The organism is Paenibacillus gallinarum (assembly GCF_014836635.1).
Lineage (GTDB): Bacteria > Bacillota > Bacilli > Paenibacillales > Paenibacillaceae > Paenibacillus > Paenibacillus gallinarum.
Map to the genome: position 1 here is coordinate 232,187 of NZ_JACSQL010000003.1, position 15,062 is coordinate 247,248.

12 protein-coding genes and 1 other annotated feature are annotated in these 15,062 nt (G+C 42.2%); of the genes, 7 read left to right on the forward strand and 5 right to left on the reverse strand.

Annotated features, from left to right (window positions below):
* Positions 1-19 precede the first annotated feature (19 nt).
* Complete coding sequence (locus tag H9647_RS10300; RefSeq protein ID WP_191799679.1) at positions 20-2,056, forward strand: catalase; 2,037 nt, start codon at positions 20-22, stop codon at positions 2,054-2,056.
* Positions 2,057-2,146: 90 nt separating this feature from the next.
* On the opposite strand, the gene H9647_RS10305 is transcribed toward H9647_RS10300, so the two are convergent.
* The gene (locus H9647_RS10305; RefSeq protein WP_191799680.1) at positions 2,147-3,367 is read right to left on the reverse strand and encodes a CynX/NimT family MFS transporter; all 1,221 of its coding nucleotides are present in this window, start codon (positions 3,365-3,367) and stop codon (positions 2,147-2,149) included.
* Positions 3,354-4,061 carry a FadR/GntR family transcriptional regulator gene (locus H9647_RS10310; RefSeq protein ID WP_191799681.1) on the reverse strand — a complete coding sequence of 236 codons (708 nt, stop codon included), beginning with the start codon at positions 4,059-4,061 and terminating at the stop codon, positions 3,354-3,356. Before H9647_RS10310 ends, H9647_RS10305 begins: the two co-directional genes overlap by 14 nt.
* Positions 4,062-4,227: 166 nt before the next feature.
* Here H9647_RS10310 and H9647_RS10315 point away from each other — a divergent pair, with 166 nt between their 5' ends.
* The gene (locus H9647_RS10315) at positions 4,228-5,124 is read left to right on the forward strand and encodes an LptM family lipoprotein (RefSeq protein ID WP_191799682.1); all 897 of its coding nucleotides are present in this window, start codon (positions 4,228-4,230) and stop codon (positions 5,122-5,124) included.
* A gap of 55 nt (positions 5,125-5,179) precedes the next feature.
* Here the strand turns inward: H9647_RS10315 and H9647_RS10320 are convergent, their stop codons facing one another.
* Positions 5,180-6,046: an AraC family transcriptional regulator gene (locus tag H9647_RS10320; protein WP_191799683.1), complete on the reverse strand. Its 867-nt coding sequence runs from the start codon at positions 6,044-6,046 to the stop codon at positions 5,180-5,182.
* 155 nt (positions 6,047-6,201) lie between these two features.
* Here H9647_RS10320 and H9647_RS10325 point away from each other — a divergent pair, with 155 nt between their 5' ends.
* Together H9647_RS10325 and H9647_RS10330 are read left to right on the forward strand one after the other, a co-directional pair.
* Complete coding sequence (locus tag H9647_RS10325) at positions 6,202-7,596, forward strand: MATE family efflux transporter (RefSeq protein ID WP_191799838.1); 1,395 nt, start codon at positions 6,202-6,204, stop codon at positions 7,594-7,596.
* A 46-nt stretch (positions 7,597-7,642) separates the two neighbouring features.
* Positions 7,643-7,893: a binding site (T-box leader), on the forward strand.
* 100 nt (positions 7,894-7,993) lie between these two features.
* The gene (locus H9647_RS10330) at positions 7,994-9,550 is read left to right on the forward strand and encodes a 2-isopropylmalate synthase (protein ID WP_191799684.1); all 1,557 of its coding nucleotides are present in this window, start codon (positions 7,994-7,996) and stop codon (positions 9,548-9,550) included.
* 152 nt (positions 9,551-9,702) lie between these two features.
* On the opposite strand, the gene H9647_RS10335 is transcribed toward H9647_RS10330, so the two are convergent.
* Positions 9,703-10,455 carry an SDR family NAD(P)-dependent oxidoreductase gene (locus H9647_RS10335; protein WP_191799685.1) on the reverse strand — a complete coding sequence of 251 codons (753 nt, stop codon included), beginning with the start codon at positions 10,453-10,455 and terminating at the stop codon, positions 9,703-9,705.
* A 154-nt stretch (positions 10,456-10,609) separates the two neighbouring features.
* Between H9647_RS10335 and H9647_RS10340 the strand changes: the two genes are divergently transcribed.
* A complete protein-coding gene (locus H9647_RS10340; RefSeq protein WP_191799686.1) occupies positions 10,610-11,530 on the forward strand; it encodes a LysR family transcriptional regulator in 921 nt (306 codons plus the stop codon).
* A 15-nt stretch (positions 11,531-11,545) separates the two neighbouring features.
* Here the strand turns inward: H9647_RS10340 and H9647_RS10345 are convergent, their stop codons facing one another.
* Positions 11,546-12,736 (reverse strand): FtsW/RodA/SpoVE family cell cycle protein, encoded by a 1,191-nt coding sequence (locus H9647_RS10345; protein ID WP_191799687.1) that lies wholly within the window; start codon positions 12,734-12,736, stop codon positions 11,546-11,548.
* Between the two features lie 179 nt (positions 12,737-12,915).
* Between H9647_RS10345 and H9647_RS10350 the strand changes: the two genes are divergently transcribed.
* Both H9647_RS10350 and H9647_RS10355 read left to right on the forward strand, forming a co-directional pair.
* Entirely contained in the window at positions 12,916-13,410 is a 495-nt protein-coding gene (locus H9647_RS10350) for a GrpB family protein (RefSeq protein WP_191799688.1), read from the forward strand.
* A gap of 88 nt (positions 13,411-13,498) precedes the next feature.
* Positions 13,499-14,962, forward strand: coding sequence for a carboxylesterase/lipase family protein (locus tag H9647_RS10355; RefSeq protein ID WP_191799689.1), 1,464 nt, complete (start codon positions 13,499-13,501; stop codon positions 14,960-14,962).
* The last annotated feature ends 100 nt before the right edge of the window (positions 14,963-15,062 follow it).

A 15,062-nucleotide genomic window follows, 5' to 3' on the forward strand; every position in this document is an offset into this window, starting at 1 on the left:
ATAATGATGAGGTGATAACATGAACGAGCAGAGTAAAAATGAAAATAAAAAAACAGAACAACTGAAATCTTTTACACGCGATAATATTGATAAACCACTCACTTCAAATGAAGGGGTTAAGATTTCAGATGATGAAAATTCGCTAAAAGCTGGAGACCGCGGACCTACCCTGCTTGAAGATTTTTTATTTCGAGAGAAGCTTGCTCATTTTGACCGTGAGCGAATTCCCGAACGTGTTGTCCATGCCCGGGGATACGGAGCACATGGTATTTTTCAGGTATATGAATCTCAAGAGGAATTAACAATGGCCCATTTTCTGCAAGATCCCAACTTAAAAACACCCGTTTTTCTAAGGTTTTCACAAGTTGCAGGATCAAGAGGAGCGAATGAAACAGACCGTGATGTGCGCGGTTTTGCAACTAAGTTTTACACGGAAGAAGGAAATTTTGATCTGGTAGGCAATAATATTCCGATCTTTTTTATTCAGGATAGTATCAAATTTCCGGATCTGATTCACGCAGTGAAACCAGAACCAGATAATGAAATACCGCAAGGGCAGACAGCGCATGATACCTTTTGGGATTTTGTTACTTCCAACCAAGAGTCGGCAGCGATGACGCTCTGGATCATGTCGGATCGGACGATTCCTCGCAGTTTTCGCATGATCGAAGGGTTTGGAGTACATACGTTTCGGCTCGTTAACAAACATGGAAAATCACGATTTGTAAAATTTCACTGGAAACCGCTGCTGGGTCTTCATTCTCTTCTATGGGATGAGGCTCAAAAGATTGGGGGTGTAGACCCAGACTTCCATCGTAGAGACTTGTGGGAGAATATTGAAGCAGGCAACTATCCAGAATGGGAACTAGGCATTCAGATCATTGAAGAAGAAGATGAGTATAAATTCACCTTTGATATCCTTGACGCTACAAAATTGTGGCCTGAGGAGCTCGTTCCGGTACGTAAAATCGGGAAGATGACACTTAATCGAAATGTAGATAATGTTTTTGCAGAAACGGAGCAAGTTGCTTTACACCCAGGAAATATCGTCCGCGGAATTGATTTTACGAACGATCCCTTATTACAAGGCAGATTGTTCTCCTACACAGATACACAAATTTATCGGGTTGGGACGAATTATCAGCAACTTCCGATTAATAGACCGGTTTGTCCTTTTCATAATAACCAAAGAGATGGCAATGCCAGGTATATAATTGATCAAGGGAAAGTAGCCTATCATAACAATTCACTCGCGAATAATACACCCTACACGGTCCCTGGAACAAAAGGCGGATTTGTAACGTACCCATCATTAGTACACGGGTATAAAGTAAGAGCGACAGCCCCTAGTTTTGATGATCATTTCTCACAAGCTAAATTGTTTTGGAACAGTATGAGTCCCGTAGAAAAACACCATATTATTGACGCTTACTCTTTTGAACTTGGAAAAGTGAACTCGATCGAAATTCGGCAAAAACTGGTGAACATGCTTGCTCATATTGATCGGGTACTGGCTACACGCGTGGGGGAGAATTTAACTTTACAACCGGCAGACGTTCCCGAATCTACAGTGACTGAATCGAGCCCCGCACTGAGTATGATGAACACACGTTATCTTCCGAATACCTTAAAAGTAGGTGTGCTCGTTGATGAAGGGTTTGCAGGTGAAGAAACAAGAGAAGTATTAGAAATGTTAATTGAAAATGGATTGAAACCAGTGATCATCAGTGTCAGAAATGGCATGATTCGTGATGATAAGGGAGACCAGTGGGTAGTCAATGAAAGTTTTTTAACGACATCTCCTGTACTCTATGATGGTCTTTACCTAGTAGGAAGTGAGAATGCTGATCCGTATTTTAATAACCGGGCGAGGGCATTTATTGTGGAATCTTATAATCATTTTAAACCGATTGGAAGTTCACCATTAGGCGAGAAGTTGCTCAAGGAACTCGGCATCGTCGGTAAACCAGGCGTAGTTACTGACCATTCTGCAAAAGTTTTCGCAAAAGTATTTACCGAAGCCATGGCAAAACAGCGTTTTTGGGATCGTTACTAAGCTCATTTTAGAAAAAAAGAGGGTCTTTCCTGAATACAGGAAGACCCTCTTTCTATACATACATAAAATTATGATTTATAAGTAATCAATTTATGAATTTGATTCACTTATAAATCTGTTTTTTGCTGCTCCAAGCCCGCAGATGAAAATTAAGATACTTGCTCCAAATAATAAGAACAGCGGAATTGTCCAGCTTGCAGTCAGATCATGCAGGTAACCAAACATCATGGGACCGACAGCTGCCATAAGATAACCAATGGACTGCGCCATACCTGATAATTCGGCTGCTTCTCCTGCTGTTTTTGTACGTAGATTGAAAAACATCATCACGAGACCAAAAGAGAAGGAACCGGCAATTCCAATCAGGGAAACCCAGAGAGGAACAAGGGTGGTACTTCCGAAAATCAAACCTAAAATTCCTACCGTATAGAGCGAGAAAGTTACGTACACAAGTGGAGTTTGGCTTTTCATTCGGCTAGCCAAGATCGGAACCAGAAAAGTAAATGGCATCATCGAAAATTGGGTGAGTGATAACATCCACCCGGCCGTGTCCGCTACCATGCCGCGGTCCATAAGGATCTCTGGCAGCCAGGATACAATATTATAAAAAATAAAAGATTGCAGTCCCATGAAGAAGGTGATCTGCCAAGCAAGCGGTGACTTCCACATGTTCACATGAGATTGGTAAGAAGCTGAGGTGGCTGCACTTAGCCGGGCCGATCTCATCCGAGGCAGCCAGGTCGCAAGGGCAAGAACGGTAAGGATGACCCAGCAAGCAAGAGCACCTTTCCAGCCGATTCCAAGCTGCACAGCAAGCGGGATGCTGATTCCAGAAGCGAGAGCACCGCATATATTCATTGACAGTGTATAGGCACCAGTCATAACTCCTACTTTATTCGGGAATTCCTGCTTCACCAGACTCGGTAAGAGAACATTACATACGGCGATGCCAAGTCCAACGAGTATCGTACCTGCAAAAAGGGATCCAGCGCCAAATAAGGTGCGTCCTATGGCCCCAAGCGCAATGAATAACAAGGCACAAAAAATAACCCGTTCCATGCCGAATCGGCGTGAAAGTTTTGAAGCGAATGGGGAAAGTACAGCAAAAGCAAGTAAGGGTACAGTGGTAATCATACCGGCTAATGTGTTAGATATCCCTGTACTTTCTTTAATAGAACCAAGCAATGGTCCGATGGAAGTAATGGGAGCACGTAAATTTGCTCCTACTAAAAGAAGGGCTACTACAAGAATAAAGCTTTCGCTTATTCTCCATTGCCGCTGCGTTACAGCGGATTTTTCAATTGATTTCATTCATGCTGCCTCCAAGTTGTATAAAATGTTGTTTAGATTCTTCGATGTAATGATGGACAGCATCTACTGCTCGTACCTGATCTTGTTCTACAATTGCGTTTAACAGCTGTTCATGCGTGTCTTTACAGTAGTAGGCATCGCCTGTCTTTGCGGTGATTTTAGTAACCATCTCTTTGAGTGCATCCGTAATATGTTCGTAGAGGTCCATTAGAAGACCATTCTTGCTTGCTGCAACAATAGCCTTATGAAACGCTACATCCCAATCCGCAAAATCTTCATATTGTCCATTCTGTATCGCTTCATTCTGACACTGAAAACATAGCCTGATTTGTTCTATGTCGGACTCGGTTCGGTTATTCGCTGCGAGATAGGCCGCTTCTCGCTCCAAAGCGTGGCGTACTTCGAGAGATTGTATATAATCCGTTTTGTTCACTCTTTTCTGTAATACGGGACCAAGAGAACTAGATGCAGAAACATAGGTTCCATCGCCTTGCCTCGTTTTCAAAAGTCCCGCATGGGTTAAGGCCTTAATCGCTTCTCTAAGCGTATTTCGGCTAACCTCTAATTGACCCATCAGTTCGGGTTCAGGGGGAATCTTTGATCCGAGAGGCCATTCTCCCGTTTCAATTAATTGTTCCAATTGGTCTACAATCTGTTCGGTCAGCGAACGCTTCGTTGTTTTACGTAAATTCATTTCTGTACCTCCAAACGTAGGATGTTTGGCCCTTTGATATTATAGCTGTCCGAGGAGTAAAAAGGAAAGGATAAAAACGGAAATGGTTCTCTTTATGAAAATAAGGTGAATCTTACGTAACTCATGTAGGGTTCAAAGCGTTTACATAAGATAAGGAGGTGTTCTGATGAGAAAAAAGATGAAAAAGCGTACCGCTGTGCTCATTACCATCTTGGTACTTACACTGGCAGCTTGCGGGCAGAATGGAGCAAGCGGACCATCAACAGAACCTGGAACCGATCAGGAAAATAATCAACCCAATGAACCTGAAGTGATTGTAAAGGAAGCCAGGGGAACATTTACAGGACTCGCTGATTCGCATACCATTGAAGTCATTCTTGAGAATGGGGAACCGCAAGCTTATCAATTTGGCGAATCACTGATGGAAGAGATCTCTATTCTTCAGGAGAATGATACCGTTTCTTTAAAATATGAAGAAAAGCCGATTGAAGGAGAAGATACACTGAAGCAGCTGGTACTTATCGAGATTATAAAAACAGGGACAAGCGTTGGAACGGTACCTAACGAAGATGATGACAATTCCGAAAGTCGTCCCGCTACACAAGAGCTAACACTTACGCTAGAGGGGATGACCGAACAGAAAGAAGCGAGTATCATCTCTGCTGCGGATGGTTATTCCCTTTATGTTTTTGATATTTTCACGTTCAATCCGGAAACGGGGCTGCTCACGATGGACGTTGATCCGAATTATGCGGTCCAAATCGAGAAACTGCCTGCTGATATTCAGCTCCAGGAACAGGAGGAGAAAGGAACGCGGGCCCTTGCTGAGTATGGAGAGGTAGAGGTCGTATCTGAAGAGAAGAGACCTGAAGCAATGAAAGACGCCAGCCTCTTTCTAACTGCAAAGGAAGAAAGAAGCGGAACGTTACATCAATATATTGTGAAAGAACTAGACGGAAGTGATTTCGTTTTTAACATCATAATTCCAGTAGGTGAACCATCGGAAGGTTTTGTGGCGCATGTATATGCAAGTTTAAATACGATTGAACTGGAACGAGAATAAGCAAAATGACAAGAGAAAAACGCAACCCCTTAAGAACAAGGAGGCTTGCGTTTTTTTAATCCATAAAAAACTGCTGGCGGTATCTTCGCGGAGAGACGTTTTCCTGCTTGGTAAAGCAAGAAGTGAAATAAGCAGCTTGATTAAATCCGACTTCTTCTGCTACACGGCTGATACTGTAATCGGTTTGAACCAGTAAAAGCTTGGCCTGTTCAATTCGGTACCGCTGTAAGTACTCTACTGGAGAACAGCCATATTCTTTTTGCATACAGCGAGCAATATATACCGGATGGAAATTAATGTTCAGACCCATAGTATGAGCTTTGAATTCATCGCGGTAGTGTGACCGCAAATAACTGGCTGCTTTCTCAGCACAGGCTAAAGAAGGAGAAGCGGAAGGATGTACGCCTGTTGCGGCAAGCAGCTGAATCAGTTCTTGAAAAAGAACTTGTTGATTCCACAGTGCTCTTGTCTGATGTCCGTTTTGTACAAGTCCTGTGAGCGTATCTAATAATTCTACCGTACGCTGCATTTGCGTTAAGCGACCAAACTGAGGAATTTCAATCGTGAAATAGTTGGGAATCATAAACTGCAGCTCAATTGCATCCTCTTTTTGAAACATCTGTGACTTGTCGATGCCCCATTCTCCGCTCGTCTTAAAATGCAGCCAGTAGTAGGTTGTATCCGCAGAACAATCCTTCGTCCCATAATGATGAGCATCCGGTCGTAGAATAAGATACATTCCAGATTCAACTTGGTACGGTTCGCCGTTCTCCATCACATCAAGTTGACCGCTGACGACAACAAGCAGATCGAAAATGCCGAAATTTTTTCGATTAGGCTGTTTGCCTGCATAAGGTGCCTCACACAGACCGCTTATGATGTACTCCGGAAGAGGCGGGACCGTAAAATGTAATGTTGTCATATGTATAACCTTTCAAATCGAATTGAGGTTTCAAATTTATAAGTATGAGTTCATAAAATGATATTATAAATCCATTATACCAACTATAATTTGAAAAGTTAACGCGCTGTATTCGTCATTTTACTTATAGCGCCACTTTCTCATCGGAGGTTGGAATACTAGATATGGATACCAAAAAATTCACCCTGTGGGTGCTGGCTTGGCCTATTTTTATTGAGCTGTTTCTGCAATTTTTGCTTGGAGCGGTAGATACATTAATGGTCAGTCGTATTTCGGATGACGCAGTAGCCGTCGTTGGATTCTCAAATCAACTGTTTCAAGCGATGACGGTTCTGTTCACAACGGTGGCCAGCGGAGCAGGAATACTGATTGCTCAGAAGTTGGGATCGCATAAAAAGATGGATGCCCGGGTGATTGGAATCATGGCGTTCACGGTAACAACTATCCTTGGAGCGGTATGCAGTGTAATCCTTGTTGCATCTCCGCAAAGAATTGCAATGGCATTACAATTACCGGAGCATTTACTGCCGCTGGCAGGTATCTATATCTCGATTGTTGGCGGAGGCATGATCTTGATTGCAATGATGGCCACAATGAGCACTGTCATACGGAATACAGGGAATACGAAAGGACCCATGTATGTCGCACTTGGGATGAATGTGATTCATGTGTTTTTGAATTATGCCTTCATCTTTGGAGCGTTTGGATTTCCACAGTGGGGCTTGACGGGCGTAGCTATTTCTACCGTTGCGAGTCGTTTGCTCGCTGTCATTTTGCTTCTCCTAATGTTCTTACGGTCCTTTGAATACCGGATCAAGTGGCGGGAACTAACCGTATTTAACCGGCCTTTATTCGGTGAAATACTGAAGATTGGATGGCCGCTTGGCGTCAATATGTCTTGCTGGGTGTTTTCTCAGCTTATTATTTACTCCTACATTGCTACACTTGGTGCGGCAGAACTTACGGCACGGACATATATGAATACGCTTGAATCGTTCTGTTTTCTGCTTGGGTCATCGATTGCAATGGCAGCGCAGATTCAAATTGCCCATCTCTTTGGAGCTGGCCGAGTCCGCGAGGCTTACCGGAGTGCCTACCGTGCACTGGGTGTCGGGGCGATCTATGTGGTTGTAAATGCGTTGATTCTTTATCTGTTTGGAAGACAGCTTCTCGGACTCTTTACGGATGATCAGACGATTATCGCGATTGGTGCATCCTTGCTCGGGATGAACCTCATTCTTCAGCCGGGTAAAATGCTGAATATGGCGCTTGGTAATTCACTTAATGCGATAGGTGATACGAGATTCACCATGTATATCTCGCTCGGGTCCATGTGGATCATTGCTACAGGAATGTCATATGTACTTGGGATTCATCTTGGTTTTGGACTCATCGGTATCTATTCTTGCATGATTGTGGATGAGTATTTAAGAGGAATTTTGTCTTATGTGAGGTGGCGGGGTCAGAAGTATTTACGAAAAGCAGAAGCGGCAGAGCAGCAAAAGCCTGATGGGATGACATTAGAACCTGCTGTAGTAATTCAAGGTTGACAAAGGAAATAAATACCAATATACTTCCATTTAACCAATTGAAAAATCAAATGTGCTGATTAGAAATAGTAGAAGTGAGGAACTCTTTCAGAGAGCCGTTGGCAGGTGTGAATACGGCAGCAGGGACCACTTTGAACTCGTCTATGAACAGCTGCCTGAATATAGTAGGGTTCGCCGGGTTCCGCCGTTACAAGGATAGATGGTCTTAGCCATCGAACAAAGATTGTTTCCTATCCGTACATCTGTAGGGGTAAGAAACGAATTAGAGTGGTACCGCGGGTTAACCTCGTCTCTATAGCAGAGACGGGGTTTTTTGTTTGCTAAATTCCGGGTTTAGCAAGCCTCGTGTTCACATAAAATGGATTACATTCTTATTTTCCTTGAGGAGGAAGTTTACATGACAAATCGCAATGTATTGGTACTGGATACGACCCTGAGAGATGGAGAACAAGTTCCTGGAGCAAAACTAAACACCTTGCAGAAAATTGAATTTGCACAACAGCTGAAGCGGTTAAATGTAGATATGATTGAGGCCGGTTTTCCAGCTTCTTCTCAAGGGGATTTTCATGCGGTTCAACAAATCGCGAAGAAAGTAGGAGATCAAATCTCAATAACGGCTCTCGCAAGAGCGGTGAAAAGTGATATTGATGCCGTTTATGAAAGTATTAAGCTCGCGCAGAATCCGTTCATTCATATTGTGCTTGGAACATCTAATATACATCTGGAGAAGAAATTCGCCCGATCAGAGGATGCCGTCATGCAGATGGGAGTAGATGCGGTGAAATATGCGAAGACGCTGCTTCCCGAGGTTCAGTATTCGACGGAGGATGCTTCTCGGTCTGATTTCGAATATTTGTGGAGAACGATTGAGGCAGTAGTGAAAGCGGGGGCGACGATTATTAACGTTCCAGATACCGTTGGATACGCCGTTCCAGAAGAGTTTGGTGACTTAGTAAGAAGAATTAATGAGCGCCTTAAGACTCTAAACGATAAAGTGATACTGAGTGTTCATTGCCATAATGATTTGGGAATGGCGACGGCAAATACACTGAGTGCCATTAAGAATGGGGCAGAAAAAGTAGAGTGTACCATTAATGGACTTGGCGAGCGTGCAGGGAATACCTCTCTTGAAGAAGTCGTCATGGGACTAAAGGTAAGAGAGAATTTTTACGGCTGTACGACCCGAATTCAAACGAAAGAAATTTTGCAGACATCTCGGTTGCTGACGCATTTAACGGGGCTGGATGTTCAAGTGAATAAGGCAATCACGGGTGATAATGCTTTTGCTCACTCCTCTGGAATTCATCAGGATGGTTTGCTCAAAGATAAAAATGTATATGAGATCATGTCACCTGAAGAAGTGGGCGGAGAAAAAATGGAGCTCATCCTTACGGCAAGATCGGGACGGCATGCATTTAAAAATGCAGTGGAACGTATGGGGTTCAGCGTTTCGAGTACAGAAGAATTTGAAATGTTATTTGAAAAATTCATTACCCTGGCCGATGCCAAAAAAGAAGTATACGACCATGATGTGTTTTATCTGGTAACCGAACATTTAAACCAGCCACAGTCAAGAGGACACTTATATGAACTGGCATCCTTTCAAGTGGTCACGAATGATCAGTATCCCACGGCCAGTATAGAACTGAAAAAGGGAGATGATGTCCTCAGAGGAAGCTCCATCGGGGACGGGCCGATTGATGCGCTTTATAGTGTCATTAAAACGTTAACGGATCTTGATGTTCAGCTGATCCATTACAAAATAAATAGTATATCTAGGGGGAAAGAGGCGGTTGGGCGGGTGCATTTGCAGATCTCCTGTGATGGAAAGACATACACAGGGCGTGCGATGGATACGGACATCATCAAGGCCAGTGCGATCGCTTATCTTAATAGTATTAACGCAGTGATCTTGGATCAGATGGAGCTTGAGGAAGACCTGGTGGAACAGTAACAATAAATATACTTCATCACATTATGATCAAAATAACGATCAAAAAAGATGACTCTCGGAATGAACTGAGGTCATCTTTTTTTGATTAATTCAATATGTTGAATCAATTTCATAATACCTTTAGTTGCTTTAATCAGTTATAACGCTAAACGCTATTTAAAGGAAGCATAACCTTGGTCAGCCATAACTACACTGCCGTTAATCGCTTCCGCTTCTTCTAGAGATACAAGATATACAGTTTTAGCAACGGCTTCCGGTTGAGTCAGTTTGCCGCCCATAACTTTATGAGCCATCTCATCCGCCATACCTAGATCTTTGTATCCTTGAATAATAGGAGTGTCTACCACACCCGGAGCAACCGCAACAACACGAATATCATACTGCGCAAGTTCTAATGCAGCCGATTTACTCATCATAATGACAGCACCTTTGGTAGCGTGATAAGCGAAAGATCCTGGCGATGCAAGGAATCCAAATACCGAAGCCGTATTAATAATAACCCCTTTGGTACCAAGTTCTCTCATTTTTTTACTAGCAGCAAAGATTCCGTGTGCTACTCCGTGTTGGTTCACATTAATGACGCGATGGTAGGTATCCCAGTCAAGAGCAGCAACAGGGGTAGGCAGGCCAATTCCCGCATTATTGAACATGACATCAATGCGGCCGTATTGTTGTACGGTTTGCTCCACAAGCGCTTCTACACTTTCATAATTAGATACATCAACTTGAATAAAAGCAGCTTCGCCGCCATTTTTCTCGATCAAAGCAACGGTTTCTTTACCGCCTGCTTCATTATAATCTGCAACAATAACTCGGTCACCTTTTCCTGCAAAAATAAGGCTTGTTTCGCGACCAATTCCACTTGCTCCTCCTGTAATAACAGCAACTCTTTTTTCATTACTCATGATAAAGTCCTCCTATGTAAACTACTTATTTGTGATATGAATCATTGCTTTTGTTTGACTTACGTTCAGTATATACTTGATTTGTTATTAAACATATTTAAAGTATTTTAACTATAGTTAAGAATAGGTTAACTAAAGGAGAGACAGCAGACCGATGAACTTTGATCAACTCTTGTATATAACAGAGACTGCCAGAACAGGATCTCTCACAAAGGCATCAGAATCATGTAATGTTACGCTATCTGCGGTTAGTCAGGCGATTACGAGTCTGGAAAATGAACTAGGATTTCCTTTATTTAAAAGATCGCGAGCAGGTGCTATCCCTACAGAAGATGGAAAACGTATTTTATCCAAAGCATATAAGGTACTTGAAGCATTTGATGAACTAAAAAAAGAGGCTGAGGTTCAACCAGAACAGCTTACAGGGATCCTTAGAATTGCGACCATTCCGCTTCCGACACTGATCTATACCGATGCTATTATTGATTTTAAGAAGAAATTTCCTGGAGTTACGCTTGAATTATGTGAGATGAGCACGAATGATATTATTCATGAAATGAATGAAAGACGTTTTGATGTGGGACTAATTATATTTGAAGAAGAGCTGAAAAATCAGCATAAATCCTTATTATTCGGTAAGCTGATCCGGCAAGAAATGGTCGTTGGGGTTAGCAAGCGGTCTTCCCTTGCCTTACAGGATTCGATTACACCGGAGGAGATTCTGAAACATCAGATTGTTTTATATAAAGACGATCTGCTGCTGAAATTTTACGAAGATCTTCAGCGGGATTATGGGAAGGGTCAACTGTTATTTTCCACGAATCAGACTTCGGTCATTTCCAAATTGGTTCGAGAAAATGTGGCAATTACGATTGGATTTGATTTGTCGTTTGGTAAACATGCTTATATGTCCAGCAGTGATATTGTAGTCTTACCACTTACGATCCCAACTTCGGTTTCTTCTTACGTAGGGTGGGTACAGCCGAACAGGAGAAACATCCCAAAGCAAGTATCTATTTTCTTGAATCAGTTGGCAAATCAATATCGTCTTCATGAATATAACGAAAACTTGTAAGAAAAAAGAACCGCCTTATAAGACGGTTCTTTTATTTAGCTGTAAGCTCTCCGTACTTGGTAAGATATCATCTATTACTTCGTCATTTACTTTGATACTCAGTACTACACCGATGCAGAGCATATTAATGAGTAGAGAAGAACCTCCAAAGCTAAGAAAAGGTAAAGTAATCCCCGTTAAAGGCATGAGTCCAATAAACATTCCAACGTTCTCAAAAATTTGATAGATGAACATAGCAACAATACCAACGATCAGAATAGGACCCGCTTTATTTTTACATTCCAGCGCGATATAGATGAGCCGGTAAATAAGTATGAAATAGAGAAATAATAAAAGAGATACACCCAGAAATCCAAACTCTTCCGCAGCAACGACGATAATTGAATCTGAATAGGTATACGGAACATAACCTGTCTGGACCATCGTTCCTTGCTTATATCCCTTTCCCAATAATCCGCCCGAGGCAATCGCGATTTTCGCATTTCTTGTATGGTAAGAAGCATCTTTGCCTGCTTCTTCAGGCAAAAGCCACGGATCGATTCGATCGAGCCAGTGCCCTTTTTCCGTATTAGAAAGGTAGGTAGTGATTTGATCATGAAATGTAATATATGACTTAATACCACCAACCGAAAGAACGGCGATGAGCAGAAGTATGATAAGTGCATGTCTGTTCTTAATGTCCCCAATCCACAACATACCGATTAAGATGACAAGATAGCTAAGTGCATTTCCCATATCATTTGTTTTCATGACTAATGCAAATGGAAGAAGTGTGACAAGTGAAAGGGGGATGATATTTCTCCAGAAGGTGAGTTTCTTGTTCTGTTTCATTAAGATACCGCCAAGCGTAATGATCAGTACAATTTTAAAGACTTCGGCGGGTTGCACATTAAATAAATGAGGGATAGAGATCCAGCCCCTGGAGCCGTTGATGACCTTGCCGAAAAACGAGACGTATATAAGCAACAATATGCCTGCTCCGTAGATATACCAATAATATTTCAATATGAGTTTGTAGTGAAATAATGCAGTCACAAGTAAAGCTGCAAAACTAAGCAGGTAATAAATCACCATTTTCATTTCGGACCCGGCAAATTTTTCTGGGCTATATTGAATCCCGCTATGTATTAAAAGAATGCTGGCGAGCATGAAAAAACAAAGGATCCAAATGATTGTGGAATCTATCTTTTTTAGTTTTTGCAACATGTAAATCAATCACTCCTTTGTTAATCTAATGCTACATCTCACTAAATTATAGATGAATAACGTTTTATTTACCAATCCGGAAGGAGTTTTCATTCTGATTTCGAATGTTTGAAAGATAGCACTTTGGTTTAAATGGATGGTCACTCATCCCTACTCTATACATAAGGAGAGGAAACTGTATGGAAACCGTATCTTTCGCAAGAAATAAATATAATGACCAGGCGACAGAACTATTTTGGCAGGAAAGTAAAAAGCTAAAGGAACTTCTTGCACATGCAGATATTCATCATGTAGGAAGCTCAGCAATTCCCGGCACCCTGACAAAAGGAGATGTCGATATTCAGGTTCGAGTAAAGCAAGAAGACTTTGATGAGGCAGTTCGGGTGCTAGAATCTTTATACCCGGCTGATGAAAAAGGAGAACAAACGGCTTCTTTTCGTTCCTTTTATACAAAAGAGACAATCCTGCCATTAGGTGTTCAGCTAACGGTATGTCATACCAAACATGATGTGTTTCATAAATTTCGTGATGTATTGTTGATTAATGAAGGATACCGAGATCAATACGATGAACTGAAAGCTTCCTATGAGGGAAGGGATATGAAGAGTTATCGAGAAGCCCAGCATCATTTTTTTGATCAGTTAAAGAAAACACCCGAATATAGAAGCATGTAATAATTGAGAATGTAGGCATAGTGGGAGGAATACAAGATGGGGCAGACGTTTGAAGAAGTGGACATCAGGAAGGAAGGAAGGATACGAGATGAGAGAGTTGCAAGTAGATACAAGATATGGTGCGTTAAAGGGACAGAACATAAATGGAGTAGCCGTATGGAAGGGAATCCCTTATGCGAGACCGCCTGTGAATGAACTGCGTTTTGAAGCTCCCGAGCCGCCTGTTTCCTGGGAAGGTGTTAAGGAAGCGGATCAATTTGGACCTGAATGTATTCAGCCAAGAACAGAAGGAGGGTTATTTCAGACTCCAGGGTATGAGCCGAAAGAATCTGAAGACTGTCTTTATCTGAATGTGTGGGCTCCAGAGCATGCAACCAAAAGTAAACTTCCGGTCATGGTATGGATTCACGGAGGTGCATTCGTTAGCGGGTCAGGCAGTACCTCGTTCTACGATGCAACCCAATTTGTGAAACGCGGCGAAGTAATTGTTGTCACAATGAATTATCGACTGGGACCTTTTGGATTTATGCACTTATCACCGCTTGGTGAATCATTTATTTCGAACGCGGGACTGCTTGATCAAATTGCGGCCTTGGAATGGGTGCAAGAGAATATAGAATGTTTTGGAGGAGATCCCAGCGCAGTGACTGTGTTTGGTGAATCGGCAGGAAGTATGAGTATTGCTGCTCTTATGGCGATGCCAAAAGCAAAAGGGCTCTTCCAACAGGCGATTATGCAAAGCGGGGCTTCTCAGCATATACCAGCAGAACAAGCTGCCCAGGTTACAGCTGGAATGCTGCAGATGCTCGGAATTCGTTCTGACGAGGTTCATAAACTGAAAACTATGCCTGCTGAACAAATCCTTGCAGCAGGAGAACGTTTTAAAGAGCAAACAGGTGCAGGTCTTGCCTTGTTATTCCAGCCCGTGGTGGACCAATCAACCCTTCCAAAATCACCTATTCAAGCAATTAAAGATGGAGATGCCCGTGACGTTCGACTTCTTATTGGAACGAATCTTGACGAAGGAGCGCTATTTATTCGTCCGGAAACAGAGATTATGAATGATGGTGATATTGTGCGAGCGATGGAAATGATGACAGGTGTACCTGATGGGCATAAAATTGCCTCCCAGTATCCGAAAACAACAGATGGACAGGCACAGCTTATGACAGATCTTTTCTTTTGGCGTTCCTCAGTTGAATTCGCTACAGCTCAGTCTAAGTATGCACCGGTGTTTATGTACCGCTTCGATTGGACTCTTGAAGGTCATCCGCTATTAAATAAAGCGATTCATGGAGGTGAAATCGCTTTTGTATTTCATAATTTGCAGTTTTTTACCTCGATGGGAATTACGCTGAGTGATTCGATGCAGCAACTTGCTTCTAGGATGCAAGACGCATGGATTACATTTGCTAAAGGGGAGGTTCCTAATCCGGGAGATTACCATTGGGCTCCTTACTCCACAAAAGATAGAGAAACGATTATCTTCAATTCAGATATTGAATTGATTCAAGATCCGGATCAAGAAAAAAGAATACGTTTAGGATTATGATGTAAACATAACCCCTTGATGAGCCAATCTCATTAAGGGGTTTTTTAGTGTAATCCTTGCGGAAAAAAGAGAAATTATCTCACTATTTGGAACATTTTAT